General features: G+C 60.1%; 25 protein-coding genes and 1 other RNA gene. 6 read left to right on the top strand and 20 right to left on the bottom strand.

The genetic code is table 11. The annotated features are described in order from the left end of the window. From WB650_RS21860 to WB650_RS21840, 5 genes are all read right to left on the bottom strand, one after another. The coding region (locus tag WB650_RS21860; RefSeq protein WP_423962028.1) for an adenylate/guanylate cyclase domain-containing protein at nt 1–1,527 on the bottom strand (1,527 nt) is incomplete at its 3' end. A 75-nt stretch (nt 1,528–1,602) separates the two neighbouring features. After that, a complete protein-coding gene (locus tag WB650_RS21855) occupies nt 1,603–2,094 on the bottom strand; it encodes a hypothetical protein (protein ID WP_422306681.1) in 492 nt (163 codons plus the stop codon). 15 nt (nt 2,095–2,109) lie between these two features. After that, nucleotides 2,110–2,889 carry a 5,6-dimethylbenzimidazole synthase gene (gene bluB / locus WB650_RS21850; protein WP_423962025.1) on the bottom strand — a complete coding sequence of 260 codons (780 nt, stop codon included), beginning with the start codon at nt 2,887–2,889 and terminating at the stop codon, nt 2,110–2,112. A gap of 232 nt (nt 2,890–3,121) precedes the next feature. Then, nucleotides 3,122–3,646: a thiol peroxidase gene (gene tpx / locus WB650_RS21845; RefSeq protein ID WP_423962024.1), complete on the bottom strand. Its 525-nt coding sequence runs from the start codon at nt 3,644–3,646 to the stop codon at nt 3,122–3,124. Between the two features lie 166 nt (nt 3,647–3,812). Continuing rightward, complete coding sequence (locus WB650_RS21840; protein ID WP_422306676.1) at nt 3,813–4,205, bottom strand: MAPEG family protein; 393 nt, start codon at nt 4,203–4,205, stop codon at nt 3,813–3,815. Between the two features lie 143 nt (nt 4,206–4,348). Between WB650_RS21840 and WB650_RS21835 the strand changes: the two genes are divergently transcribed. Together WB650_RS21835 and WB650_RS21830 are read left to right on the top strand one after the other, a co-directional pair. Then, nucleotides 4,349–5,260, top strand: a complete 912-nt coding sequence (locus WB650_RS21835) for a TIGR03620 family F420-dependent LLM class oxidoreductase (protein WP_422306675.1) — start codon at nt 4,349–4,351, stop codon at nt 5,258–5,260. Nucleotides 5,261–5,312: 52 nt separating this feature from the next. Further along, nucleotides 5,313–6,458 (top strand): hypothetical protein, encoded by a 1,146-nt coding sequence (locus WB650_RS21830; RefSeq protein ID WP_422306674.1) that lies wholly within the window; start codon nt 5,313–5,315, stop codon nt 6,456–6,458. 17 nt (nt 6,459–6,475) lie between these two features. Here the strand turns inward: WB650_RS21830 and WB650_RS21825 are convergent, their stop codons facing one another. From WB650_RS21825 to WB650_RS21795, 7 genes are all read right to left on the bottom strand, one after another. Then, nucleotides 6,476–7,006 carry a hypothetical protein gene (locus WB650_RS21825; protein WP_422306672.1) on the bottom strand — a complete coding sequence of 177 codons (531 nt, stop codon included), beginning with the start codon at nt 7,004–7,006 and terminating at the stop codon, nt 6,476–6,478. 27 nt (nt 7,007–7,033) lie between these two features. Continuing rightward, nucleotides 7,034–7,426: a hypothetical protein gene (locus WB650_RS21820; protein ID WP_422306670.1), complete on the bottom strand. Its 393-nt coding sequence runs from the start codon at nt 7,424–7,426 to the stop codon at nt 7,034–7,036. Continuing rightward, a complete protein-coding gene (locus WB650_RS21815; protein ID WP_422306668.1) occupies nt 7,426–8,184 on the bottom strand; it encodes a TIGR04255 family protein in 759 nt (252 codons plus the stop codon). The genes WB650_RS21820 and WB650_RS21815 overlap by 1 nt, the downstream gene beginning before the upstream one ends. Before the next feature lie 393 nt (nt 8,185–8,577). After that, nucleotides 8,578–8,790: a hypothetical protein gene (locus tag WB650_RS21810; protein ID WP_422306666.1), complete on the bottom strand. Its 213-nt coding sequence runs from the start codon at nt 8,788–8,790 to the stop codon at nt 8,578–8,580. A gap of 36 nt (nt 8,791–8,826) precedes the next feature. After that, nucleotides 8,827–9,690, bottom strand: coding sequence for a Crp/Fnr family transcriptional regulator (locus WB650_RS21805; protein ID WP_422306665.1), 864 nt, complete (start codon nt 9,688–9,690; stop codon nt 8,827–8,829). 19 nt (nt 9,691–9,709) lie between these two features. Next, nucleotides 9,710–10,453: a Crp/Fnr family transcriptional regulator gene (locus tag WB650_RS21800; RefSeq protein WP_423962021.1), complete on the bottom strand. Its 744-nt coding sequence runs from the start codon at nt 10,451–10,453 to the stop codon at nt 9,710–9,712. 120 nt (nt 10,454–10,573) lie between these two features. Beyond that, on the bottom strand, nt 10,574–11,872 hold the full coding sequence (locus WB650_RS21795) for an AmpG family muropeptide MFS transporter (protein ID WP_422306663.1): 1,299 nt from the start codon (nt 11,870–11,872) through the stop codon (nt 10,574–10,576). Nucleotides 11,873–12,019: 147 nt separating this feature from the next. On the opposite strand from WB650_RS21795, the gene WB650_RS21790 reads away from it, so the two are divergent. Beyond that, nucleotides 12,020–12,625 carry a TetR/AcrR family transcriptional regulator gene (locus tag WB650_RS21790; protein ID WP_422306661.1) on the top strand — a complete coding sequence of 202 codons (606 nt, stop codon included), beginning with the start codon at nt 12,020–12,022 and terminating at the stop codon, nt 12,623–12,625. A 14-nt stretch (nt 12,626–12,639) separates the two neighbouring features. On the opposite strand, the gene WB650_RS21785 is transcribed toward WB650_RS21790, so the two are convergent. Further along, nucleotides 12,640–14,190, bottom strand: coding sequence for a PQQ-binding-like beta-propeller repeat protein (locus WB650_RS21785; protein ID WP_422306659.1), 1,551 nt, complete (start codon nt 14,188–14,190; stop codon nt 12,640–12,642). A 15-nt stretch (nt 14,191–14,205) separates the two neighbouring features. After that, nucleotides 14,206–16,080 carry a multicopper oxidase family protein gene (locus WB650_RS21780; RefSeq protein ID WP_422306658.1) on the bottom strand — a complete coding sequence of 625 codons (1,875 nt, stop codon included), beginning with the start codon at nt 16,078–16,080 and terminating at the stop codon, nt 14,206–14,208. A 200-nt stretch (nt 16,081–16,280) separates the two neighbouring features. On the opposite strand from WB650_RS21780, the gene WB650_RS21775 reads away from it, so the two are divergent. After that, nucleotides 16,281–16,457, top strand: coding sequence for a hypothetical protein (locus WB650_RS21775; protein WP_422306657.1), 177 nt, complete (start codon nt 16,281–16,283; stop codon nt 16,455–16,457). Nucleotides 16,458–16,468: 11 nt separating this feature from the next. Here the strand turns inward: WB650_RS21775 and WB650_RS21770 are convergent, their stop codons facing one another. Both WB650_RS21770 and WB650_RS21765 read right to left on the bottom strand, forming a co-directional pair. Continuing rightward, entirely contained in the window at nt 16,469–17,728 is a 1,260-nt protein-coding gene (locus WB650_RS21770) for a glycosyltransferase family 87 protein (protein WP_422306656.1), read from the bottom strand. A 91-nt stretch (nt 17,729–17,819) separates the two neighbouring features. After that, nucleotides 17,820–18,593 (bottom strand): AraC family transcriptional regulator, encoded by a 774-nt coding sequence (locus WB650_RS21765; RefSeq protein WP_422306655.1) that lies wholly within the window; start codon nt 18,591–18,593, stop codon nt 17,820–17,822. A gap of 81 nt (nt 18,594–18,674) precedes the next feature. Here WB650_RS21765 and WB650_RS21760 point away from each other — a divergent pair, with 81 nt between their 5' ends. Next, nucleotides 18,675–19,058 (top strand): VOC family protein, encoded by a 384-nt coding sequence (locus WB650_RS21760; protein ID WP_422306654.1) that lies wholly within the window; start codon nt 18,675–18,677, stop codon nt 19,056–19,058. Nucleotides 19,059–19,178: 120 nt separating this feature from the next. Here WB650_RS21760 and WB650_RS21755 read toward each other — a convergent pair whose 3' ends face one another. The 4 genes from WB650_RS21755 to WB650_RS21740 form a co-directional block, all read right to left on the bottom strand. Next, nucleotides 19,179–20,900, bottom strand: coding sequence for a hypothetical protein (locus WB650_RS21755; RefSeq protein ID WP_422306653.1), 1,722 nt, complete (start codon nt 20,898–20,900; stop codon nt 19,179–19,181). A 32-nt stretch (nt 20,901–20,932) separates the two neighbouring features. Then, nucleotides 20,933–21,334, bottom strand: a complete 402-nt coding sequence (locus tag WB650_RS21750; protein WP_422306652.1) for a DUF2089 domain-containing protein — start codon at nt 21,332–21,334, stop codon at nt 20,933–20,935. Nucleotides 21,335–21,449: 115 nt separating this feature from the next. Then, on the bottom strand, nt 21,450–22,544 hold the full coding sequence (locus WB650_RS21745; protein ID WP_422306651.1) for an agmatine deiminase family protein: 1,095 nt from the start codon (nt 22,542–22,544) through the stop codon (nt 21,450–21,452). Between the two features lie 2 nt (nt 22,545–22,546). Next, the gene (locus WB650_RS21740; protein WP_422306650.1) at nt 22,547–23,422 is read right to left on the bottom strand and encodes a carbon-nitrogen hydrolase; all 876 of its coding nucleotides are present in this window, start codon (nt 23,420–23,422) and stop codon (nt 22,547–22,549) included. 172 nt (nt 23,423–23,594) lie between these two features. Between WB650_RS21740 and ffs the strand changes: the two genes are divergently transcribed. Next, nucleotides 23,595–23,693, top strand: an RNA gene (gene ffs, locus WB650_RS21735) — signal recognition particle sRNA small type. The last annotated feature ends 18 nt before the right edge of the window (nt 23,694–23,711 follow it).

The following is a 23,711-nucleotide window of genomic DNA, read 5'->3' as shown; positions in this document are numbered from 1 at the left end:
GGTGAGTAACGCGGAAAGCATCTCGTCGGCACTCTCGCGACCGAGCGGATCGAGGCGCAGTTGGGTGTAGTAAGTCTTGCTGCCCCATTGATGCGAATACTCGGGACGGTAATTCACCAGCAGCAGGATCTTCGCGGTGGCGATAGAGTCGGCGAGGAGGCTCAGCAGCGTCTGCGTCTCTTCATCGATCCAGTGCAGGTCTTCGAAGATGACCATCAGCCGCTGATTGAGGCTCTCGCGCAGCAGGATACGCTTAATCGCGTCGAGGGTGCCGCGCTTGCGGATTTGCGCGTCCATCTGCGCGAGTGGATCGGGATCTTCGGCGATTCCGAGCAGACCGTACAGGTAGGGGATGGTGTCCTCGAGCGCGCGATCAAGAATTGCGATTCGGCCGGCGATTTTCTCGCGACGAGTCCGTTGATCATCCTGCGACGCGATCTTGAAATAGCTGTGCAGGAGGTCGATCACCGGCAAGTAGGACGACGCTTTGCCGTGGGAGACTGAGAAAGCCTCGAGCACCATCCAGCCGGCCGCAGTGATGGCCTTGAATTCGAACAACAGGCGCGACTTGCCGACGCCCGCCTCCGCCATCGCCGCGACGATCTGTCCGTGTCCCGATTTCGCGCGATCGGCCGCGTGGCGCATCGCATCCATCTCGCGATCGCGCCCGACGAACTTGGTGAATCCGCGTCCTGCCGAGCGTTGCAGGCGTGTGCGCAGCGGACCGAGTCCGGTAACTTCGTACAGATTGACTGGATCGGTGACGCCTTTGATTCGCGCTGGTCCCAACGATTTCAGAGTGAAGTAGCCCTCGACCAGCCGGCGCGTGCTTTCCGAGATTGCGGTCGCGCCGGGGTCGGCCAGGGTCTGCATCCGCGACGCGAGATTGGTGGTGTGTCCAATCGGCGTGTACTCGACGTGACCGGATCCGGTAGCAATCGAGCGCACCACGACTTCGCCGGTATTTAAGCCCACCCGAATCTGAATTGGCGCGCGACCGTCGGCGCGGAGGCGCTCGGCATAGCGGCGAATGTCTTCCTGCATCCGGATCGCGGCGTAGAGTGCGCGCTGCGGATGGTCCTCGTGTGCGACCGGTGCCCCGAACAGCGCGAAGATGCCGTCGCCGGTGCTCTGCACGATATAGCCGTCGTAGCGGCGGACCGCCTCGATCATCAGCTTGAGCGCCGGATCAATAATCTCGCGCGCCTCTTCGGGATCGAGATCCTGCTCGAGTTCGGTCGAGCCCTTGATATCGGCGAAAAGCGCGGTGACGGTCTTGCGCTCGCCGTCAGTTGCGAGCGCGGCTGCTTCCGCGGGCGCGATGACGCGTACAGAAGGGGCAGCAGATTCGACCGCAGTCGATAGCGGTGCAGCGGCGCTCAGCGACGTGCCGCAATCGGAGCAGAACTTCGCGCGCGACGCGTTATCGGAACCGCACTTCGAGCATCGGTTCGACAAGGGGCTGCCACATTCGGCGCAGAACTTCTTGCCCGTCTTGCTTTCGGTTCCGCACTTCGCGCAACGCATCTAGTAGTCCTATGGAGAGATGACGCACTTTGTACCGCCTGCGGCGCGCAAAGCAATATATATCCAGCGTCGATTCTACTGTTGAGTGATTCCGCTGCGCCAGTAATCGGCCCAACTGCTGTAGTCGGGCGAGTCTTCCTGGCACCATCGCTTGCTCTTGGCGAAATCCCACGATTTGTCAGTGAGGGGAGGATTGGGCAGCAGACGAGCCCAATCGACTTTACGATTCTGCGCGTCGACATGGCATTGGATATCGGCGAGCACGCTGTTGTCGGGATATCGCATCCAGATCTCGACGTCGGGATGCCGGGAACTGGTCTCCTGGAAGCGTTCCCAGGTGTATTGGTCGCCGTTGTAGGTGAACTCGGGCTGATCGATGAAAGTCTTGCAGACCTTCACGATATCGATCGTGCATCCGCCGTGATGAAAGACCGAAGTTTCGGCCGGTGCGGACGCGGTTGACGCTGATGACTGCACGGCGGGCGCATTGCTCGGCGCGGGGTTTTGCGAGCCGCATCCGGCAAGTGTGACCAGCAGGGATAGCGTGAGGACCTTGCGTGAGTTCATGGACCTCAAGCCCCTTTACTCGCGCGAAGGAGGCTTGTCGGGGGAATCTTCGGGGAAGATCGAGAGCCAGATGGAATGGTCGTCGATTTTTTTCAGCAGAGATTCGGATGCCGGCGAGTTGCGGTTGTCGGCGTCATTCCACGAATCGAAATGAATCAGCGATTTCGGCGGCAGGCGCTGCGCCCAATCCTTGCTCGCGAGGATAGGCCGGTCGGGAAATTCGCGGACGTAGCCGATGCATAGATAGGCGATGGGAATGACGTCGTCGGGGATGCCGAAGATTTCGGCGAGCGCGTCGTTGCGCATAATGCTGACCCATCCCATGCCGAGGCCTTCGGAGCGGGCCGTCAGCCACATATTTTCGACCGCCAGGCACGCCGAATAGATCTCGACGTCGCGGATGCTGGTCTTGCCGAGCACGGCGGGGCCGAAGCGGTCGGGTTTGCAGGTGACGATCAGGTTGAGCGGAGCTTCGAGTATTCCTTCGAGCTTGAGCGACAGATATTTATCGCGGCGCTCGCCAGTGAACTGGGCCGCATTCTTCTGGCGCTCGGCCTCGAAGACTTCCTTCACCCGGCGTCGCTGATCGAGGCTACGCACCAGGATGAAGTCCCACGGCTGTGTGAAGCCGACGCTGGCGGCGTGATGCGCGGCGACCAGCACGCGGGCGAGCACGTCGTCGGGAATAGGATCCGAGATGAACTCGCGGATGTCGCGGCGGCGGAAGATCGCTTCGTAGAGGCCGCGCTTAAGTGCGTCGGGGAATGCGTGGCGATTGGGTGCGTCAGTGGGCATTTATCTTCCTACCTCTTCCCTCGGGAGAGGTTGACGTGAGTTGGCGAGCGGCGGGTGAGGGCGCTCGCGCCGAGCTCGATGCTGGCAACCTAACCCCTAACCCCTTCCCACGTGGGAAGGGGGACCGGATTAAAGAAGAAGGCGCTCGCATCGAGCTGAATGCCTTGCGCCCTCACCCGCGCCGGAGGCGCGTCCTCTCCCGAAGGAGAGGAAAGCTCCGACTTCTCTCCCGTCAGGCCGCGGCGGCCTTTTTCGCCGCGGCGAGCGCCGCTTCGTAGTTGGGCTGCTCCGCGACTTCCTTGACGTACTCGACGTAGGTCACGTTGTCGTTCTTATCGACCACGAAGACGGCTCGGGCGAGCAGATGCAATTCCTTGATCAACGCGCCGTAGCTGGTGCCGAAGCTTGCACTGCGCCAGTCGCTCAGCGTGGTGATCTTGTCGACGCCCGCCGCCCCGCACCATCGCGCCTGCGCGAACGGCAGATCCATCGAGACCGAGAGAATCTGCACGTCGCCGGGCAGGTTGCTCGCCTCTACGTTAAAGCGGCGCGTCTCGGCGTCGCATACCGGAGTATCGAGCGAGGGGACGGTGGTGATGATTTTAACTTTGCCCTTGAACTGATCGAGCGTCGCCGGCGCCATTCCTTTGCCGACCACGGTGAAGTTGGGTGCCTTTTGTCCGACTTTGATTTCGGGGCCGACCAGGGTCATCGGGTTTCCCCGCATCGTAACGGCGCCTTTGCGTTCTTCCGCCATGAGCGAATTCTCCTTGATGATGAATTGAAAATGAAATCGAGGACGATTCAGAGATTAGCGGCGTCGGTTGAAGAGGTAAAGCAGGAACCTAACCCCTAATCCCTTCCCTCGAGGGAAGGGGGATAAAATACGACGGCGGCTCTGCCGTCCGAGGAAGAGCTAAGATCTACAGTGCCTTGATTACGATCCAGATCAGCGGAACCAGCACCAGGATGCCGTTGATTAGGGCGGTTGCGATTGCGCCTGTCGCGCGCTTCGACGCTGCGCTCAGGTAGCCGGCCGCGTAGGCTATCCGCGCGATCACGAACAGCAATCCCAGCGCGACGCCGAGGTGGTAGTTAACCGTCAGCGAAAATATCCAAACCGCGGGAATGAAGACGATCAGGGCTTCGAGTGTGTTCACGTGCACGCGGAAGTAACGCTCGAAGTCGGGATTGCCGGAAGTGGCCGGCGCCTCGACGCCATAGGTCTGCCGCGCGCGTCCAACCATCACGCCTAGTATCGAGTACTCGAGCAACGCGAGCAGCGTCACTATCGATAGTTCGTGTAATCCCTCCATATATGTCCCTCCCCGAGAAGTTGTCGCACGGCGCGGTCGTGGATGAAAGTACTCGCCCGTCCCTCATTTTGTTTGTCAGTCTCGAATTTGGAGGGTAATGGTCGTGGTGGCGCGGTCATTTATTTGAGTGGAGGTTTTATCCGATGAATCTTGGCACGCCCGGCGTTGATGCATTGATGGATTCCATGGCGGGAGCTCAGATCGCGCAATTTGCGCGCACGATCGAAAAGCTCGGATATAGCGCGCTCTGGTTTCCCGAAGCCTTCGGCCGCGATCCGTTTGCGCTGGCGGCGCATCTGCTCACGGTCACTGAGAAATTGATCGTCGGCACCGCGATCGCGAATGTCTGGAAGCGCGAACCGGTCGCGATGCTGGGTGGTGCCCGGACGCTGGTTGAAATGTTTCCCGGACGCTTCGTCCTCGGCCTCGGGATCAGCCACGGACCGATGATGGCGCGGATCGGAATCAACTATGCGAAGCCGCTGACCTTCATGCGCGACTACCTTGCGCGGCTCAAGGAGGCTCCGTACGGTGCGGCACAGCCGTCATTCGAGGGGCCGATAATAGTCGCGGCACTGCTGCCGAAAATGCTCAAGCTGGCAGCGACCGAAACCGACGGAACGATCCCGACGTTCATCACACCGGAACGGACCGCGCAGATTCGCGCCCAGATCGGCCCGGACAAACTGATCTGTCTGCAACAGGTCTCGATGCTCGAGAAGGACGCGAGCAAGGCGCGCTCCGCGATTCGCGGGTTGATCCGGTTTTACCTCGGGCTTCCTAACTATCTACAAAGTTTGAGACTGATGGGCTTCGGTGATTCGGACTTCGCCGCGGGCGGCAGCGATCGGCTGGTCGACGCGATGGTTGCGTGGGGCGACGAGCAGGCGATTCGCGATCGCGTCGCGGCACAGTACAAGGCCGGCGCCTCCCACGTGTGCATCACGCCGCTCAGGCCGGAAGGTAGCGCAGGGGCATGGAGTCTTGCGGCGGGAGGCAACCGCGAGCACGCCACGCCGGAAGAGCGCGCGCTCGAAGCGCTAGCGCCGCGATGAACTGGCTAATGCAGGTAGTCATTCGAAGCTCGGTTTGACTACTGGAGTGACTATGCAGATCGATCACGATGAAATCATGCGCCGCGCCGCCGCGATTTCGCCGACGCTCTCTGCGCACGCCCGCGAATGCGACGTTGCTCGCAAGCTCACGGCCGAAAGCATGGCTGCCGTCGTCAAGGCAGGCATGTTCCGGATCCCGCAGCCGCGCCGCGTCGGCGGCTACGAGCTGAGTCTGCGGACGCTTGCCGACGCCGTCACATCGCTCTCCGAAGCGTGCCCCTCGAGCGGCTGGGTGCTGATGGTGATGGGTGCGCATCACTGGTGCATGGGTTCGTTTCCCGAAGCGGCGCAGGACGAAGTCTTTGGCAATGGCCGCGACGGTCTGGTCGCGGGAACGTTGTCGTCTCAAGGAACCGCAAATCCGGTCGAGGGCGGCTTCCGCGTCGAAGGGCGATGGCAATTTTGCAGCGGCGTCGATCATGCTCATTGGGTAATCCTGGGATGCGCCGATCCTTCGACGCATCGGCCGTCGGTTCACGTAGTCGTGGCGCGCGGCGATCTCGAAGTGGATGACACCTGGCACGTGATGGGCTTGCAGGGGACAGGCAGTAAGGACGTGCTGGCGCACAACGTCTTCGTGCCGTCGCATCGAACGATCGACACGCGGATTCTGTTTCGCGGCGCGAGTCCTCATGCCGCCAATCACATCACGAATCTGTATCGACTCTCGGCCGAGGCGATGCTGTCGGTGTCGGTTTCGACGGCGGTGCTTGGCTCCGCGAAATTCGCGCTGCGTCAATTCATCGAACGCACGAAGGAGCGGCGCGTAATTTTGACCGGCGCGCGAAAGGCCGAACACGGGCCGACGCAGGTGCGGTTGGCGGAGGCCGCCGCCGAAATTCATTCGGCGGATCTCCTGATTCACGACCTCCTCGGCGAATTCGATCGCCTGATGGCGACCGAAGAGACCTTCGACAATGAGCATCGCGTGCGCGCAAAATGGCAGGCTGCGTACTCCGCAGAACTATGCCGCCGCGCCGTTGCGCGAATGTTTTCCGGTTCCGGCGCGCACGCAGTCTACACGCCGAGCGCGCTTCAAGCCGCATTTCGGAACGTCAACGTCGGCGCGCAGCACGCCAGTATCGACTTCGACAATTCCGCCGAACTTTATGCCCGCGTGCGTCTCGGCTTGAGCTAGTGAAAACGGTGCTCTCGCTAAAGAGGATCGCGCGGAAGCGCAATTCGCATGTAAAATCGCCCAAATGCTTGAGATAGGTGTTCGCGATATGGCGCCCTTAGACGAAGCCGGGGATTCTGAGCGGCCGCGACTTTCTCCAGATACTCCTTGGGCAACACAAAGATATCGCCAAGGTCGACGATTCGCAGGCTAAGTTTTGGCTCTGCATCTCGAGCAGCAAGGAGGGTGTAACGAACATGCCGTCCCTTCTTGATTTCCTCGAGAATCTGTTTCTTGGAAAGAAGAGGGCTTTGTTCTTTCGCCTGCTCTAGATCGAAGTGAATGCAGCATACGACGCCGTCAACCTTGTTCTGCTCGAGATCACAGCTTTGTGTGAGTACGACGACGTTCTGATTTTGCACTGTTGCTGATAAGTTTCCGTCCTCGGGGACGGGAAACGGGATGTCACGGCTTGGGCGCAATATAGGACACCCCACCAAAAGGTCACCCTGAAGAAGTTTACCTCCGTCCTCAACGGTGTCGTACCAATCGTCGTTGTTTTCTGGCACACGGGCCCTCGTGAACTCGCCGCAACGTCAGTCTTCAATGAATCGGAATTGGGTCGGCTCCTTCCGCACAATTCGCCAAGTTGCCGTTTTGGTTGGAGCAGGGGGCATATCAAAGGTGTCCGGCAAGAGCATATGTTGAACGCTCTCCGTTGTGATTTTCGAAAGCAACTCGTACAACGCGGAAGCCAATTCCTCGAGGCGCCAGGCAGACTTATCTTCTGTCACAAACACTGGAATAATCTGTTCCCGCTGAGCGAGCAGTCCTCGGTATGCTCCGATCCCTCGTTGCGAGCAATACGCGACGTCCATCAGAGGACGATCCTGCATAAGAGCGGAAGCCTCGCCGTACACGAAGTCTGGTATGCCCACGTATGTGACTTTGGAGGTCTCCGATGAGTACTTCTGTTTTGCCGTTTCCATCAGACGATCTCCTTAAAAAGCTTTCGGGTCATATCCGTGATACATGCCTCGAAAGCATCTCCGACATTTTTGTGAGCAATCTCAAGCTTACCTTCGACAGCCTCGATGGGGAACGGTTCACCTACTGTAACGAAATCAAGATCAAGCAAAAATACAACCCCATTTTGGCCTTGTTCTCGAATAGAGCCGGTCTGGAGTATAAGCATTCCGGCGTCGTCGAATGGAATCTCCGACCTTTGCACCCAGACATTTATGCGCTGAGGTAGCGGATCAGGAATCTTGGGGGAGGCAAGCAGGTAGTCTTGAATGCTGACCTCAGCTAAGGGGATTTCTATTCGATTTATGTATCGAAGACCAATTCTGCGAATAGCTTTCGGCTTGGCTGCTTTCGAATAGTTCTCTATAGCATACGAAATCAAGGGCTTAAGGTCGTTCCATGAAGAATAAGGTTTCAGTTTGTTTACCGTAAGGAGGTCAGGCGCTATCTGGATAAGCGTTTTTTCGTCCTCAGATAAAAATTGGAGACGAGAGAACGTATCTTGGCTGGCTGATCGCGGAGAGAGAGGGACGGACGAAGGATCTTGAGCGCCAATTTGAATTCCGAACTGAAATACCGCCTGCTGCCGTTTCTTTGGAAATCTGTCCTTGATCTCGTTGTAAACGAGACCAGGCAAGGTTCCATCCCAAGGCTGTCCGGGTTCGAAACTCAGTTCGCATAAGGCTTCGACGACTGGCGGGTTCTGATAGTTTCGGTGCATTCTACTATTGAGGAACTTAGTTTTATCTTGGGTACTCGTCTACGCCAAGTAGCGTCCGGAACGCAAACGAGTCGCAGTGAAACGCCGACAGTCGCCAGTCAAGTGTATGCCTCTCTTTTTCCGAGGGACAGCGCGGCTTTTTCCCACTCGGCTTGAGCTAGTAGTCCTATCTGGGAGGTCGGAGGCGCGCGGAAACTGAAACGCGGCTGGCCCTGAAACTTTGGATGCCCGGTTCGCGGCGTGACCAGGGCGGCGGCATGGGCTGCGACCTGGGCCATGTCGCGTCGCTGATCTCGGCGATCACCCAACCCTCGAGCGCTGCATGCAGCAGGTCGCCCGGATTTGGCCATCGATCAAAAATTCTGTCCATAGCTCTCTCGCATTGGCGCTTCTTCAGGGCATTTCAAGCAGACAATCCGCGCACAGCGCCCATCGCGCGTGTCCACCGGCCGGCACCACGAGGATTGCCACGATCGCTCGATTCGCATCGCCGCATCGCTGGCAAATCAGATCGTCGCCCTCGCATCGTGCTTCAAACCCAACCTCGGCGATCGTAGCCGGATCGTCGATCAGTTCGACTCGAACCAGGTTGAGTTCAGTTTCCAAAGCTTTCCCTTGAAGCCGGGGCTCCCGCGCCGCGCATCAATTCAGGTGCGCGCCCGCTTCCGCATTCATCGAATCGAACAGTTTTGCGACCTGCACCACGATCTGACGTCCCTGGCGTATCACGAATTTTTCGCGCTCCAATCGGGCCAGATGCTCGGTCACCCTGGGACGCGACGCTCCGACCAGGTTGGCGATGTCCTTGTGGCTGAAAGACACGCGCAGGAGCGTGCCGCGCGATTCTTCGATGCCAAAGTCTGCGCACAGTTCCAGCAGCGCGATGGCGATTCGCTCATGCAGGCCCAAGTTCAAGAAGCTCGAGCTGCGCAGCAGGAGGCGATACCACTGCTTCAGATCATTGCGATGAAACTGTTTGAAGGCGGACTCGGTGGCGTTCGCGGTGATGCCGTCGAAGTCATTCCAACTGACGGTGCCAACGCGGCAATCGTTGTAAGCCTCGCATTGGAACCTCGATTGGCTAAGCGGCAGAGACGGGAATTCGGGAATCGGCCCGGGCGCGAGCATCGCGACAGTGACGCGATCATTGCGCGCGTTGCGGCAAGTGATGCGCGCGACTCCTGCTAACAAAATGTGTGCATCGCGCGCCAGCGCGACTTCGCGGAGAATTATTGCATGACGTTTGTAGTTGGCCAGCGCCATTGCGCCGATCAGAAGGGTTCGTTCAGATTGAGAAAGCCATGACAACGCTTTGAGTCTGCTCAGCCTGTCCAGGTCCGTTTCGCGTGAGGTGTTCCGTTCATTCAAAATTTGCACCCGGGCCCAATAGAAACCATACGCCATTGCAAGCCGGAAAGAAAACACGGTGTTACCTGTATTACAAATACGTTGTGCTACAAAGAACCGAAAGGACGAGCCTTGGAAGCGGTGGGCGGCAAGCGTCAAACGTTAGCTGGTTACAAACTTACGAAGCGAGAGTGCCGATCGCGACGGCATCGCCGGCGATGTGAGCTTGCGACAAAAAAGTTTCCACACGCTCTTTGTTGACTACCAGTTGACGACGATTCCGCGAAATCAGATGTTTCTTTTCAAACAAAATCAAATGTTCGGTGATTCGAGGACGAGAGGCGCCGACCAGTTCTGCGAGATCTCGATGCCGGGCCGGCAACGTCAGCCGTACCCCTTTCGGGTCGGGGACGCCGAAATTTTCGCATAGCTCCAGCAGAATAAGAGCCAGCCGCTCTTCCAATGTGCAGCTCATGAAATTTGCACATCGCAGTTGTACCAGATCCCAGCGGCCCAGGTAGCTCGCCGCCAACCGCCTGAAATCGGCAGACGCTACTCCAAGTGAGATTTCGATGAAGGCCTCGAGATCGACCGCGCCAATTCGGCATACAGTGACCGCTTCGCACCGAAAATTGTAACTGATGCCGGGTACCGGCGGCGGGAAGCCGGGTACCATTCCCGGCGCGACCATTATCACGAGCGTGCGCTGACCCTTGCGATTGCGGCATGAGATTCGAGCGACACCCGAAAGCAGAATGTACGCGGCGTTAGGTGTGTGCTTGTCGTCGAAAATGATCCCGCGCTTTTCGACGATAGTAATCGTCATCGCGTTGTAGAGCTTGTCGAGCTGGCGCGCGGTGAGCCAGGAGATATTTTTAAGCCCGCGGAGCTTTCGGGCATTCGATGGGCGCACGGCAGTCATTCACGCAATGTATCAGACGCTCGGGTCTTAACGGGGAGGATGGCCGCGCCACGAGGTTTATTCGACGGAGTTGGTTCTCCATGTGACCGGTGTCCGGAACGCGCAAGATCGACCCGCGAGTCAGGCGGATATAGAATTTTGCCGTTTGCGCCAAGGTGTAGGATCCCGCCGCGCAATCCATGCCAGCAGCACCAGCGCCGGAATCGTCGCGACGGTGGTGAGCAGGAAGAACGGCACCCACCCGAGCTTGTCTGCCAGCAGGCCCCCCGAAGACGCAACCATCGTGCGCCCCACCGCCGCCAGCGACGACAGCAGCGCGTACTGAGTTGCGGTGAATGCCGGCGAGCAGAGGTCGGAGAGATAAGCGACCAGCGCCGTGCCCGCCATCGCACCGGTAAGATTCTCGGCGGCGACGCACAGTGCGAGATAGTCGAGCCGATGCCCGCCGACGGCTTGCAGCACGTAAAATAAATTGCCGGCGGACTGCAGAATCCCGCAGAGGATCAGCGCGCGCATCACGCCCAGCTTCGACGTCACTACGCCGCCGACAATTGCGCCGATGACAGTCGCGAAAAATCCGACCAGCTTCGAGATTGCGGCGATCTCGTTGAGCGAGAATCCGATCGAGATGTACAACGGCATCGCCATCACACCCGCCATCGCTTCGCCGAGCTTGTAACCAACGATGAAGATGACGATAGCGGGCCACATCGGGCGTCGCATGAAATCCGCGAACGGCCCGGTCACCGCAGTTGCGAGCCACTCGCGGACCGCGTCCCATCCGCGCGCGTTGGTATGCGGCTGCGCCTCGGGCGGTATCGCCGGCTCGGGGCCGAAAATAAACACCATCATCCCGACGCCTAAAAGTGCCGCCATCGTCGCGTAGGCCGCGAACCATCCGAAGCGGGCCGCGATAATCAGCGCGCCGGCGCCCGACACCAGCATCGCGATCCGATATCCGGTCTGAATCATCGCAGCACCGGGACCCTGCTGATCGGGAGTGAGAATTTCGACCCGGTACGCGTCGATCACGACGTCCTGGCTGGCGGAAAGGAACGCAACCAGGACCGCCAGCGCTGCGATGTGCGCCAGGTCGACCTTCGGATTGCATGAGCCCAGCGCGAGCGTCGCCGCTATAAGTGCGACTTGAATTGCGATACCCCATCCGCGCCGCCGGCCTATCGGAATCGGCGGCGGGAGACGATCGATCAGCGGCGACCACAGGAACTTCAGCGCGTAGGGCGTGCTGACGAGTGCGAAAGCGCCGATTGTACCGCGGCTGACGCCGGCAGTCGCGAACCATGCCGACAGGGTCGAAAACGTCAGCAACAGCGGGAGTCCGCTGGCGAAGCCGAGCGGCAGGATGAGCAGCACGCGTCGATCGCTGTACTGCGCGATCGAGCGCTGCCACGCACTCATCCTCTTCCCTTCCACCGTCGCACCGTCCACCACCGGCATCATGAATTCATATCACGTGGCGTAGGGATATTCTCGCAGTAGCGATACTAATGCCTTGCTTCAGCAACATTACTTGATAATGACTTCCAGTCTGCTACGATCGCCACCATGGGCGCCTCTTCACCGAGCAACTTCAAGCAGCGGCTGACGCAGGACGAGAAAACAGCCGAAACGCGCCGACGCCTGTTAGATGCAGCTATCGCATGCCTAATTGATCGCGGCTACGCGAATACGACGACTTCTGAGATCGCCGAACGCGCCGGCCTTTCGCGCGGTGCGCAGCTCTATCATTTCCCAAAGAAGGAAGAGCTGCTCACCAACGCGGTCGAGCACCTTTTCCAGCTCAAGTTCGGCGAGATAAAAGAGAAGGTGAGCCGCCTCACCAGCGAGAACGATCGGCGAGCGATGGCGATCGATATGTTATGGGAGGTTGCCAACAACCGGCTGACGACCGCCTGGATTGAGCTGGTCGTCGCGAGTCGCACCGATTCGTATCTGCAAAAGTCGGTGAGCGCCGCGAACGATCGGGTCTCGGAATTCATCAATCAATCGTTCCAGGAACTCTTTCCACGGCCCGATGGAGCCAGTGTCTTCTACGATTTGATTCCCCATATCGTGTGCCTGACGCTCGAAGGGATGGCGCTCGAGGGAATGACGCTGAACAGCGAGCTGACGACGAAGATCCTTGCCGCGCTCAAAACATTCAAACCCTGATTGCGCGACCGCCGCTAGTGCCCGACGCCGCTGAGTTGCACAGTCTGCGGCGTACCCTTCGCGTTGTCGGTAATCGTCATCGTGGCCCTCTGCTTCGTGGCCGCGCTCGGAGTAAACGTCACTGAGATCGTGCAATCCGTGCCGGCCGCCAAAGTCGCGGGACAGTTGTTGCTCTGCGTGAAAATTCCCGGATCGGAAATCTGCTCGACCAGGACCGGAATCCCCGGATGCTTCTTGCCGCCTTTGGGATTGGATACCTTCACCGTTTTCGGCTTGCTCGATGTTCCGATCGCGGTCTTCGGAAACGTGAGCGCCTTCGGTTTGATCTCGAGCGTTACCGGCACAGGCGTTGGCGTGGCGGTGGGCGTCGCGGTTGGCGCAATGGTGGCGGTTGGAGTCGGGGTCGGACTGGGGATTCCGACCGCATAAAGATTGTGGTCCTCGGAGCCAACATAGATGGTCCCGTCGGCGCCGATCGCCGGCGAGGAATAAACGTAGGAGCCGGTCACGAACTTCCATTTGAGGGAGCCGGCAGGATCCAGCGCGTACAGATTGTTGTCGTCGGAGCCGACGTAGATGGTCCCGTCGGAGCCAATCGCGGCCGAGGATTCCACATCGTCGCCAGCTTTGAACGCCCACTTCTGCGTGACGACGCCTTGGCCGCCGTCGGTTACGGCATAGAACAGGTCGCTGGTATCAATCGTGCCGACGTAGATGGTTCCGTCAGCGCCGATCGCAGGCGAAGCGTCGACGCCGTTCGCAGTCGGGAACTTCCACTTGAGCGTGCCGCCGGGATTCAGCGCGTAGAGATTGTCGTCATACGATCCGAAGTAGATGGTACCATCGGCGCCGATGGCCGGCGAGGATGTCACAATCGCACCGGTCGCGAACGCCCACTTCTCGGTGCCATCCGGATTCACTGCGTATAAGTTTTGGTCAAGCGAGCCGACGTAAATCGTCCCGTCAGTGCCGATCGCCGGCGAGGAGTCCACCGCACCCCCAGTTGCAAATTTCCATTCGAGCGTACCGCCGGAATTTATCGCATAGAGATTGTCGTCATAGCAGCCGACGTAAATGGTGCCGTCGGAGCCGATCGCCGGCGAAGAGGACAGATCATTTGCGGCTGTGAAGGCCCATTTCTGCGTACCTCCCGGGTTTAGCGCGTAGAGATTGTGGTCCTGCGAGCTGACGTAGACGGTTCCATCGACGTCGATCGCCGGCGACGACGACACGTCGGCCCCAGTTGCGAACGCCCACTTCTGTGTGCCGTCAGGACCTATCGCATACACACTGCCATCGTAAGATCCGACGTAGATGGTTCCATCGGGTCCGATCGTCGGCGACGAATACACTATCCCGCCGGTGGCGAACGCCCACTTCTGCATGCCGGGGTTGGCGCTGGTATCAAACTGGCTCAGGCCGGTATGCGTGAGATCGTGATGGAACATCGGCCACGGCGAAGTGGCGATTTGTGCGTGCGATAGGGTGACGGCCGCGACGATCGTAATCGCAAGCGCGATCGCGCCAAGGCCTGTGTAAATCCGAATCGTCGGTGAACTCCGCATTCGGATCGCGGCCGCTCAGCCGACGACGATTGCCAGGATAGAGCCGGTTAGAAGAAAAAAGATCAGACCGCCGACCAGCAGCGTTGGCGCCGCCGCTGCTCGATTGAGGCCGTAGTCACGATCGCGCTCGACGGTTCTGCCGTTCACGCACCACGATGCGGCTTTCTCCGCATAGGGCCAGCCAATCGAACCGAACATCGTGCGGAATTTTCCGTAAGGGCCAAACCATCCCGCATCCCGCGGAAGAACCCGGATGATCGCCATCATCCCGCCGTCTTCATGCGCCAGGATGTGGCAGTGATAGACGAAGTCGCCAACGTCCGGGCCGCGAAAATCCATGCGGACGGTTACGCTTGGGTAAGGACCGGTGCCGTTCCAGAAAGGCACTTGAACCATATCATGGAGTTGCCGTTGCTCCTTCGGCACCGGCGCGCCGTTGATCGCGAGCAGCAGGAAGTGAATCTGGTGCATGTGAAATTCATGGACTTCCGGGCTGCGGTTCTCGATAGTCCAGTCTTCCACCGATCCCTGCGTGGTTGTGATCGCCGGCGGGTTGTTGGGGTTAAATATCTGTGGCGTCGCTCCGACCACGGTGATGAAGAATTCCGTGTTGAGCCAGAAGGTGGGATTGCGCACGTCTGTACTCTCCTCGGAAAAATACAGCGTACGCTGGGTCGTCGGCTTCGCGTCCGCCAGTCCCTCGAAGCGCTGCGGTCCCGGAGCGCCCGACGCTGCAGGCATATCCGGCTGAGGCGTCTGATCGTATGACTTGGGGTTCGTGAGGGTGGCCAGCGGACGATTCGGATCGATGTCGCCGATCGGCCCGGTATCTATATTCAGTGTGAGAAAAGTCGCGTTCTTCACGGACTTCGAGGGACCGGTGACGATAAATTCCGCGCGTCCCGCATTCGGAATAAAAACGTCGGTCATCTTGAGCAGCTTGCCGGTGCGCGTGCCATCCTGAGACCCGGTCGGGACTCCATCGATGCCGACCAGTTCCACCGTCTGAGGTTTCCCATCGTACTGAAGCTGAAGATCCAGTTGCGTATCGCCGCATGCATTCACAACCCGCCAGAGTTGTTTCTCGCCCGGTTTGATATTGACGATCGCCGGCGTGTAGGAGGGATAAGGAATGGGAACGTAATTCAGAGTTACGTCCCATGAAGGCACGTCGTTCGGACCGCCGGGAGGAGGCAGGCCGGCTACGTTCTGATCGCGAATTACAAAGATTCGTTGCGCCAGCCCCGCCACCGCCGGCTGCACTTTTTCCAGCCCCTCGACCACGATTGCGCCCGACGCTCCGCCCAGCACGGCCGCGTTCGCGAGTCCGTGAACGTGCGGATGGTACCAATAGAGTCCGGGCGGCTCGTCCTTCGGAAATTTCACGTCGTAGGCAAATGTTTCACCCGAATTGATCAGGGTGTGGATCACTTCGTCCTGATGGCAGACCGGCGAAGTGTTGGTGCCATGAAAATGAACGTTGACGGAATCCGGTCCCATCGACGACGCGCCACACACGTCCGAGGCCGACGTGGACATCCGCAAAGCACCCGACTCGACCGGCGCCGGAAGATTGTTGGTGACATTGACGACCAGCTGATCGCCCGGATGCACATGCAGGGTTGGAGACTCGGTGCCGTCGGGCGTCGTGAAGCAGTACAAAGTGCGGCCGTCCGCATCAACCTCCGTGTTGTAGGACAGGTTCACGGTCAGGACGCCATGCTTGCTGAACAGATCCGTTGGGTTGTTCACGACGCTGCCTGCGGCGAAACGCGTGCATGGACCGGTCGTATCGTTGTTCGCGAGCCGGTTCGATTCGGCGCCGAAGCCAACCGAGGGAGCCGCAAGAGCAAGCAGCATCACCAACGGGAGAATTCCGTTTTTGGTCATTTCGATGTGCGGCTCAGCCGGTTTTGTGAAGAGCGATAGCCAACCCCCGGGAGTTTTATCATTGAAGCTGATTCTCAAGCTCAAGTCGAATTAATCCGGCTTTGCCGGAAAAGTTTTTCGCCGCGATCGAGCCGTTCATTGAAAAAGCAACTGATGGCATCAAGTCTGAGCGGCCGCTTGCGGCAGCGGCGAGATAGCAGATGCGCGCGAGTCGCGGCTCCAATTTCGGACGCGCCGCCCGCAAGCTGCTGGCGCAGTTGCTTATTGCCGAAGCGCTATTCGACGCGGTGGCAGAAGGCGACGCGAAGTCACTGGGCATCGGCGAGGACGAGATCGTGCGGTTGGTGGATGAAAGCTCGCGCGAGCTGCTGCCTTAGTCCCTCGCCCGTTATTTCACGGGGAAGCCTCTGGTTAGGTGAGGGTTCTGCGGCGCATTCTCCAATGCGAACTGCTCGCGCGGTGCCAAAGCGCGGCGGGCGACGTCGGCTAGAAGCAGCAAAATCGCCAGCGGGGCGATCGGGATCTTTGCGCTGCCGGCCAGTGAGCGGGCGAATAGCGGCAGCAGCCAGACGAATGCCAGCAGCGCTTTCTCATATGGAAGAAAACCATTGCGGCGCGCTTCGAGCGCGATCCAGGCGATGGGCAGCGCGAGTAGCACGAGGTCGTAGTCCATCATGTAGGGCGTCATCAGCAGGACGCCTGTAGCGAGCGCGGCGGCGTGAAGCTCGAACTTTGGAGTGCGCCACCAAATCCAGATGACAATGATCGCGGCTATCAACGCCACCGCGGCCTGGACGACGTATGCTGTCGCGACGCTGAAGCCCCACAGGCGCGCGGCGGCGAACGCGCTTTGCAGTTTCTCAAATCCGCTGCCGCCCTGCTCGAGTACGACCTGGCGGGTGAACGTGATGCTCGAGAAGAAAGCGTGCCAGGTTTGTGCACCAAAAATCGCGAACGAAAGAGCGGCGAGGATTACTACTGTGACCGAAGCGGATGCGATCGCGCGCCATCGGCGAGTGGCGAGGAGAAAAATAGGGATTAGGATGCCGTACTGAGGTTTGTAGCTCATGAGCCCGAACATCACGCCGGCCAGAATTGGGCGCCGATCAATCGTCAGCAGACCGCCTCCCAGCAAAGCGAGAGTCAGGAATCCATTCTGGCCGTTGGTAAGATTGACCAGCGCACCGGGAAAGGCGATCGCAAGCCACAGAGAATCGCGCTCCGGATCGATCGTCCACATCGTGGCGAGATAAGCGGCGAAGGTCGTGACCGTCCACGCGAGCAACGACAATGCGTACGGGATTAGCGCTAGCGGCAGGATTATCAGGAGATAGATCGGCGGGTAATGAAAGCCGGCGAAGCCGACTGAGGGATCGGCAACCGCGGTGCGTTCGACTGACCATAGGCGCGCGACGTCGTAAACGGCCGACGGAGCGCCGTGCAACGTCAGCCACGACGCGGACCATGGGTCGATAAAGTCGGCGCCGATGGGATGTCCGGCGGGATCGATCAGGCCCTTGCTGCGCAGCATCCAGACGACCGCGCTGACGAAGTAGACCGCAAGGAACAGCCTCGGATATGCGACGAGGCGCCGGCGCGTGAGCCACGGCGCTTGTCTGAAGGAGTCGAGTATCGAGCTACCGGCCAACCATCCTCCCCGCGAGTCATCACCCCGACCGAATCGACGAGCTCGGCTGCGAACCTGAATAGCAGAGGGCGGGCGTCACAACCAGCGGCAGTTATGCGGCACGGAAATATTGGCCGGGGGTTTTGCCGAAGGTCATCCGAAACGCCCAGATGAATGCGCTGATACTGTCGTAGCCCACGTCCATCGCGACCGTCGTCACTGGATCGCCTGCGGCGAGCAGCCGCAGCGCATGACCGAGCCGAAGTTGCTGACGCCATTTGCCGAAGCCGAGCCCGGTTTCAATCTTGAACAGCCGCTCGACGGTGCGCTTGCTGGCGCCGGCGAGCTTCGACAACTCGATCAGCGAGCGAGTGTCGGAAGGCTCCTTCTGCAGCATCGTTGCGATTCGTTTCGCGCGTGCGTCGCGCGGCAACGGCAGATGCACCGCGTCGGATTGCATCACGTGAAGATGATCCAGCAGAACCGACACGAGGTGCGCGTGTTCGGGCTTGCGGAGATTCAGGCTGTCGAGCTCGACGATGCGGAGAATCAATTCGCGGAGTAGAGAAGAAACGCCGATGACGCGAGGCTCGTCGGGCAGCGATCGGCTGAGTCGCGGCACGAGGTACAGCGTTCGCAACGAGACAGGCCCGGACATCTGGATCGAGTGGCGCGTACCGGCGGGAACCCAGACGCCGCGATTGGTCGGCACCACCCACGACGCTTCGGGCGTCCGCACCGTCATGACACCGCGCGATGCGTAAACCAGCTGATGCCACGGATGCGAATGAGTCTTGATAAGATAGCCGTCTGCGTATTCGGGAACAGTCGCGGTGCGGACCTGGCACTTGGAAGGGTCGAAAAACCAGTGGCGCTTTTTCGGCATCGATTGGCAATCTATCGCAAGACAGCCAGCCCTGAAAGTGGTAACACCGGCCTGACAGTGAGTGCGGAGGAGGATCGAGTTATGCTCGGCAATTGCGAAGTGATGGCGTTTGTTGGAACCACTCAGCCGGAGCGCGCGAAGGCGTTCTATGGCGGAGTGCTCGGTCTCAAGCTGGTCGAGGACGCATGGTGGGCGATCATCTACGAAGCGGGCGGGATACATCTGCACATCGAGAAGCCGCGAGATAAATTCACGCCGCTGCCGTTCACGGCGCTGGGCTGGAAGGTCACCGACCTCAAGGCGACGGTGGAGCAACTCGCGAAGAAGGGTGTCAAGTTCGAGCGCTTTCCGGAACTGCAACAAGACGACCTGGGAATCTGGACAACGCCAGATGGCGGCGGCAAGGTTTGCTGGTTCAAGGATCCGGACGGCAATACGTTGTCGATGACTCAGTTTAGTAAGTGAGTATCGAGGATTCCAAGTGAACCCGCGGTGGGTTTCACACTTCCTTCGGCAGGGGTGACCTCCTGCGGCTTCGCTCAGGACAGGCTCTGCACCCAGTGGAAGAAATCGCGTCTAACAGCGTCAGTGGCGGATCTCGTCGGTGCGGGAGACTTCCATCCAGGCGTTGATCAGGTCGTCGGCCTCGTCGGGCTCGAGGCGGCCATCTTTCACCGCCGCCAGGATTTCGAGAATCGCGTCGTCGCGATTCAACTTCACGGTTCCGCCCGGCCTGAATTTCTCTGCCCGACTTTTTTCAGCGTTTTCAGTTTTTTCAGTGTTTGACTGAGTAGTCGCCTGAGTATTCGACTGAGTAGTGCTGCCGGGCTGATCATGCGCGCGGTTGCGGACGTCGCGGGCGGCTTCGCGGATTTTGTCGCGCATCTCGCGGGCGGCCTGGCGCACCCGATCGCGCATCTCGGTGCGCGCCTCGCGCGAACCGCCGCGCACCGCCTGCGACACGAGCTCGCCGATTTCCTTGCCTAGTTTCGTCAGCCGATCGCCGACGTCTTCCGGCACATGCTCTTCGATTTCGGAAATTGCGCGCTCGACTTCGCGAAGTCCTTCGCTGACGCTTCGTTTCACGTCGCGGGTGACTTCGCGCACAATTCCGCTCGAGAGCCCACCGCTTTCCGCCACGAACTGGCCGGCCGCATCGAGGACGCTGCGCACGAACGCGGGGATCTCGCCGCCAAGGTCGTCGACCAGGTCTTCGAACGGCGCCGAGAAGCCTCCCGCGCGCGAGCGGTAGCCTCGGCCGGAGAAATCGCGCTCGCGAGCGTCGGCGCTGGCGATAATCACGTCGGCGCCGCGCGTCTCGATGGCGATTTTGGTGCGCGCGCCGGATGCGGGATCGGGACCGATGGTGCCGTGAACGTGACTGCGGTCGATCGATTTGAGCGCGGAGGCGTCGATGCCGAAAGTTCGGATTCGACCCCATCCGGCGGAAGCGTCGAGCTCGAGCGAGGCGGCGGTGTCCGCCTCGAGGTTGACGCGGCCGCGGCTGGCGACGCTCCAGGCTTTGTCGAGCGGAAAGGGGCCGGCGAGATCGATCGCGCCGCCAACGTCTTCAAGACTGAGCGAGCCACCAACGCGGCTGATGCGCGCATTGCCGCCGACAAAACCGACTGCGACTTCGCCGGCGACGGTGTCGGCCGCGAGCTTGCCGCCGATTTTGCCAATTTGCAGGCCGCCCGACAGGTTCGAGGCGCGGACCCGGCCGCCGACGACGCCGGCTTCGACGTGAGCGGCGTCTTCAATTTCGAGATGTCCGCCAATCACGCGCGCGATGAACGGCGCGCGCACGCCGAGCAGGTTGGCGCTGCCGGCGATTTTTTCGATCGCCACTTCGCTGCTGATAGTGCGGCAATCGAATCCGCCGCCGACATGGTTGAAGGTGATCGCGCCAGCCGATTCGACCGCGAGCGAGCCGCGAACCTTGACGCCGTCAACCGCGCCGGCTTCTTTGATAGATACGTTGCCGCTGACGGTATCCCGCATCGAAATCGCGCCGATGCGGCGTGCGTGCAGATTGCCGCGCACGCGAGTGACGATGAACGGTGTGGCGAGGTCGGAGAGGTCGAGGTTGCCGGCGACATCTTCGACTTCGACCGTGACGCCTGCGGGAACGGTGATGACGGCGTTGTCGCGCAGCGTTATCTCGGCGGCGCCGGCGTTAGTGGTGACTCTGGGCGCGAGGCCCGAATCGATCTCGATAGCGGGGCGATCGCCGCCAGTGATTTTGAGATTCCCAGCGGCGCGCAGGATTCGGATTGATTCAACTCCATCGATGGTCGAGATAGCCATGGCGGATACCCTCCGTTCTTCTTTTCGGTGGCCTATGCGTCCTTGGTGCGGGGTTCGTTAAGTGCTGCGAGTGCTTCGTCGGGCGTGATTTTGCCGTCCTTGAGATCGGCCAGGACCGAGCGGCGGCGCGAGCCGCTGTCGTCGGAGTTCGAGGCTTCGGGTCCGGACTTCGGGGAATAGCCGAGGGCGGTGATGACGTCGTCGAGGCGGGCGCGGACGGTCGGGTACGAGACGCCGAGTTCGCGCTCGACCTCGCGGATGACGCCGCGGTTCTTGATGAAGACCTCGACAAAATCGATTTGCGCGCCGGTGAGCTTCAGGAGCGCAGGCGGCGTGAACTCGCCTTTGATAGAGATTGAGCAATCAGGGCAGTCGAGGCGTGCGACCGTGAGATTGCCGTCGCACGACGGACATTTGAGAATTATTGGCCTCATTAAGATTCAATATTGACCTAAATATTAATTCTGTCAAGTTTGGCATTAAGATTATTAATATTTTGGTCTAATCGCCTGCGCGGCGCTAGGCACCAGCCAGAACGCAGCACAATGACTAAGCGGCGGGGTGTTGCTGGCTCAGGCAATGGACGGAGCCGAGGCCCCAGACAAGGTCGGTCGAGGGGACGCCGACTACTCGGCGGTTGGGGAAGAGACGTTGCAATGTTCGTGAGGCGACGGCGTCGGTGGGGGCGTTGAAGGTCGGCATCAGGACTGCGCCGTTTGCTATATAGAAGTTGGCGTACGAGGCGGGCAGGCGGGCGCCGTCGTGGATGACCGCGGGAGGCATCGAGAGAGTTTCGATTTTGAAGGGACGGCCGTCTTGATCGCGCATCGCGCGGAGGCGCTCCAGGTTGTCGCGCAGGACTGCATAGTTCACGTCGGCGGGATCGTCCTCGACGACGGTAACGATAGTGTTGGCGGCGACGAAGCGCGCGAGGTCGTCGATGTGTCCGTCGGTGTCGTCGCCGGCGATTCCGTCGCCGAGCCACAGCACGTTGGTCACGCCGAGGTAGGTGCGTAGGTAGTCCTCGATGTCGGCGCGGCTGAGTGACGGATTGCGATTGGGGTTGAGCAGGCATGACTCAGTCGTGAGCAGCGAGCCTGCGCCGTTGACGTCGATCGAGCCGCCTTCGAGCACGATGCCCGGCTCGATCACTTTGAAGCCGTAGCGGAGCCCAAGTTTCTGCGGGACGACGTCGTCGAGATCGAAGGCGCCGTATTTTTCGCCCCACGAGTTGAAGCGCCAGTCGAGTGCGATTTGATTTGGGCCGGAGGTCGCGGCGCTCGCGAGCCGATTAACGAAAATTGGGCCGTAGTCGCGGACCCACGCGTCGTTGGTCGGCAGATGAAAAATGTCGATCGGCCGCAGTGTACCGGGCGTGTCCTTTGCGGTGCGGCGGGCGGCGTCGAAAAACGTCTCTCGTACCTGGTTGATTTGTTTTTCGTCGGTGACTCCAAGGCGGACGTTATCGAAGCGGACGATTTTCGCGACCATCTCGGCATAGATAGGAGGGATCACGTCGAACTTGTCGGGCCAGGTGTCGCGATTGTGCGGCCACGCAAGGAAGCACCCGACGTGCCGCGCCCATTCGGGGGGCATCCGGTAGGCCGCAAGCAGGCGGCGATGCTCAGGTGGAATTGCAGTCATTACTAAGAGCGATAGCGGCGCGTGAGGTCGGCGTACGCATCGATGCGGCGGTCGCGCAGGAAGGGCCAGTTGCGGCGGACCTGCTCTATTTTGGCGAGATCGCATTCGGCGATCAGAGTTTCCTCGGCGGTGGCGCTGGCGCGCGCGATTATTTCGCCGAACGGATCGGCGACGAAAGAATCGCCCCAGAACTCGAGCTCGCCCTCGACCCCGACGCGGTTGACCGCCGCGACGAAGACGCCGTTGGCAATCGCGTGGCTACGCTGGATCGTCTCCCACGCGTTCACCTGCTTGGGGCGGACCTTCTCCGGCTCGCCATGCCACCATCCGATGGCGGTGGGATAGAAAAGAATCTGCGCCCCGGCCATCGCAGTGAGCCGTGCGGCTTCGGGGAACCATTGATCCCAGCATACGAGCGCGCCGATCGGTCCGTGCGACGTGGGATGCGCCACGAAATCGAGATCACCGGGGGTGAAATAGAATTTTTCGTAGTAGCGGGGATCGTCGGGGATGTGCATCTTGCGGTACCGGCCGACGATTTTTCCGGCCTCGTCGATGACGGCGGCGGTGTTGTGATAGACGCCGGCGGCGCGACGCTCGAAGATCGACGCGACGATGATAATTTTTCGCGCCTTGGCGACGGCCCCAAGCGCTTCGGTGGTCGGGCCGGGAATCGGCTCGGCGAGATCGAAAAATTTCGGATCCTCGACCTGACACGGATAGTGCGCGCCGAAGAGCTCCTGGGTACAGACGATTTGCGCGCCACGCTGGGCGGCGTCCGCGATTTTTGCGATGGCCTTGTCGAGATTGAGGCGCGGCTCGGCCTCACAGCTCATCTGGATCAGCCCAATCGTGACCTTGTCGGCGTGCGATGCCATAACAATTGTGATAGCAACCGCGCGAGTCGCACGCCATCGCTTGGACAATCACGTTACAATGAGCACGAAACATTTTCGTCATCTGCGGTTGCGATGAGCGTGGCTGTGATATTGTAATAGGGCGCGCTAAACGAAACCGCGCTGGAGAATTTCGGGACTGCCCGCCGCTGATAGCCGGGTCCTGCGCAAGGGAAGGCCGCGAACCCCGCCAGGTCCGGAAGGAAGCAACGGTACCGGCTGCCACCCTGTGCCGCAGGGGTGCCTGGCTATCATTCGACGGGCAGTCCCG

Source organism: Binatus sp. (SeqCode) (assembly GCF_049584895.1).
Classification (GTDB): Bacteria; Desulfobacterota; Binatia; order Binatales; family Binataceae; genus Binatus.
This window is presented reverse-complemented; position numbering and strand designations above follow the sequence as displayed.

Coding starts and splice junctions, on each gene's coding strand:
- tpx (WP_423962024.1), bottom strand. CDS start 3,646: ATGGCGGAAGAACGCAAAGGCGCCGTTACGATGCGGGGAAACCCGATG.
- WB650_RS21830 (WP_422306674.1), top strand. CDS start 5,313: ATGCAGATCGATCACGATGAAATCATGCGCCGCGCCGCCGCGATTTCG.
- WB650_RS21740 (WP_422306650.1), bottom strand. CDS start 23,422: ATGGCATCGCACGCCGACAAGGTCACGATTGGGCTGATCCAGATGAGC.
- WB650_RS21790 (WP_422306661.1), top strand. CDS start 12,020: ATGGGCGCCTCTTCACCGAGCAACTTCAAGCAGCGGCTGACGCAGGAC.
- WB650_RS21820 (WP_422306670.1), bottom strand. CDS start 7,426: ATGGAAACGGCAAAACAGAAGTACTCATCGGAGACCTCCAAAGTCACA.
- WB650_RS21785 (WP_422306659.1), bottom strand. CDS start 14,190: ATGCGGAGTTCACCGACGATTCGGATTTACACAGGCCTTGGCGCGATC.
- WB650_RS21775 (WP_422306657.1), top strand. CDS start 16,281: ATGCGCGCGAGTCGCGGCTCCAATTTCGGACGCGCCGCCCGCAAGCTG.
- WB650_RS21795 (WP_422306663.1), bottom strand. CDS start 11,872: ATGAGTGCGTGGCAGCGCTCGATCGCGCAGTACAGCGATCGACGCGTG.
- WB650_RS21835 (WP_422306675.1), top strand. CDS start 4,349: ATGAATCTTGGCACGCCCGGCGTTGATGCATTGATGGATTCCATGGCG.
- WB650_RS21855 (WP_422306681.1), bottom strand. CDS start 2,094: ATGAACTCACGCAAGGTCCTCACGCTATCCCTGCTGGTCACACTTGCC.
- WB650_RS21745 (WP_422306651.1), bottom strand. CDS start 22,544: ATGACTGCAATTCCACCTGAGCATCGCCGCCTGCTTGCGGCCTACCGG.
- bluB (WP_423962025.1), bottom strand. CDS start 2,889: ATGCCCACTGACGCACCCAATCGCCACGCATTCCCCGACGCACTTAAG.
- WB650_RS21815 (WP_422306668.1), bottom strand. CDS start 8,184: ATGCACCGAAACTATCAGAACCCGCCAGTCGTCGAAGCCTTATGCGAA.
- WB650_RS21765 (WP_422306655.1), bottom strand. CDS start 18,593: ATGCCGAAAAAGCGCCACTGGTTTTTCGACCCTTCCAAGTGCCAGGTC.
- WB650_RS21755 (WP_422306653.1), bottom strand. CDS start 20,900: ATGGCTATCTCGACCATCGATGGAGTTGAATCAATCCGAATCCTGCGC.
- WB650_RS21780 (WP_422306658.1), bottom strand. CDS start 16,080: ATGACCAAAAACGGAATTCTCCCGTTGGTGATGCTGCTTGCTCTTGCG.
- WB650_RS21800 (WP_423962021.1), bottom strand. CDS start 10,453: ATGACTGCCGTGCGCCCATCGAATGCCCGAAAGCTCCGCGGGCTTAAA.
- WB650_RS21750 (WP_422306652.1), bottom strand. CDS start 21,334: ATGAGGCCAATAATTCTCAAATGTCCGTCGTGCGACGGCAATCTCACG.
- WB650_RS21840 (WP_422306676.1), bottom strand. CDS start 4,205: ATGGAGGGATTACACGAACTATCGATAGTGACGCTGCTCGCGTTGCTC.
- WB650_RS21760 (WP_422306654.1), top strand. CDS start 18,675: ATGCTCGGCAATTGCGAAGTGATGGCGTTTGTTGGAACCACTCAGCCG.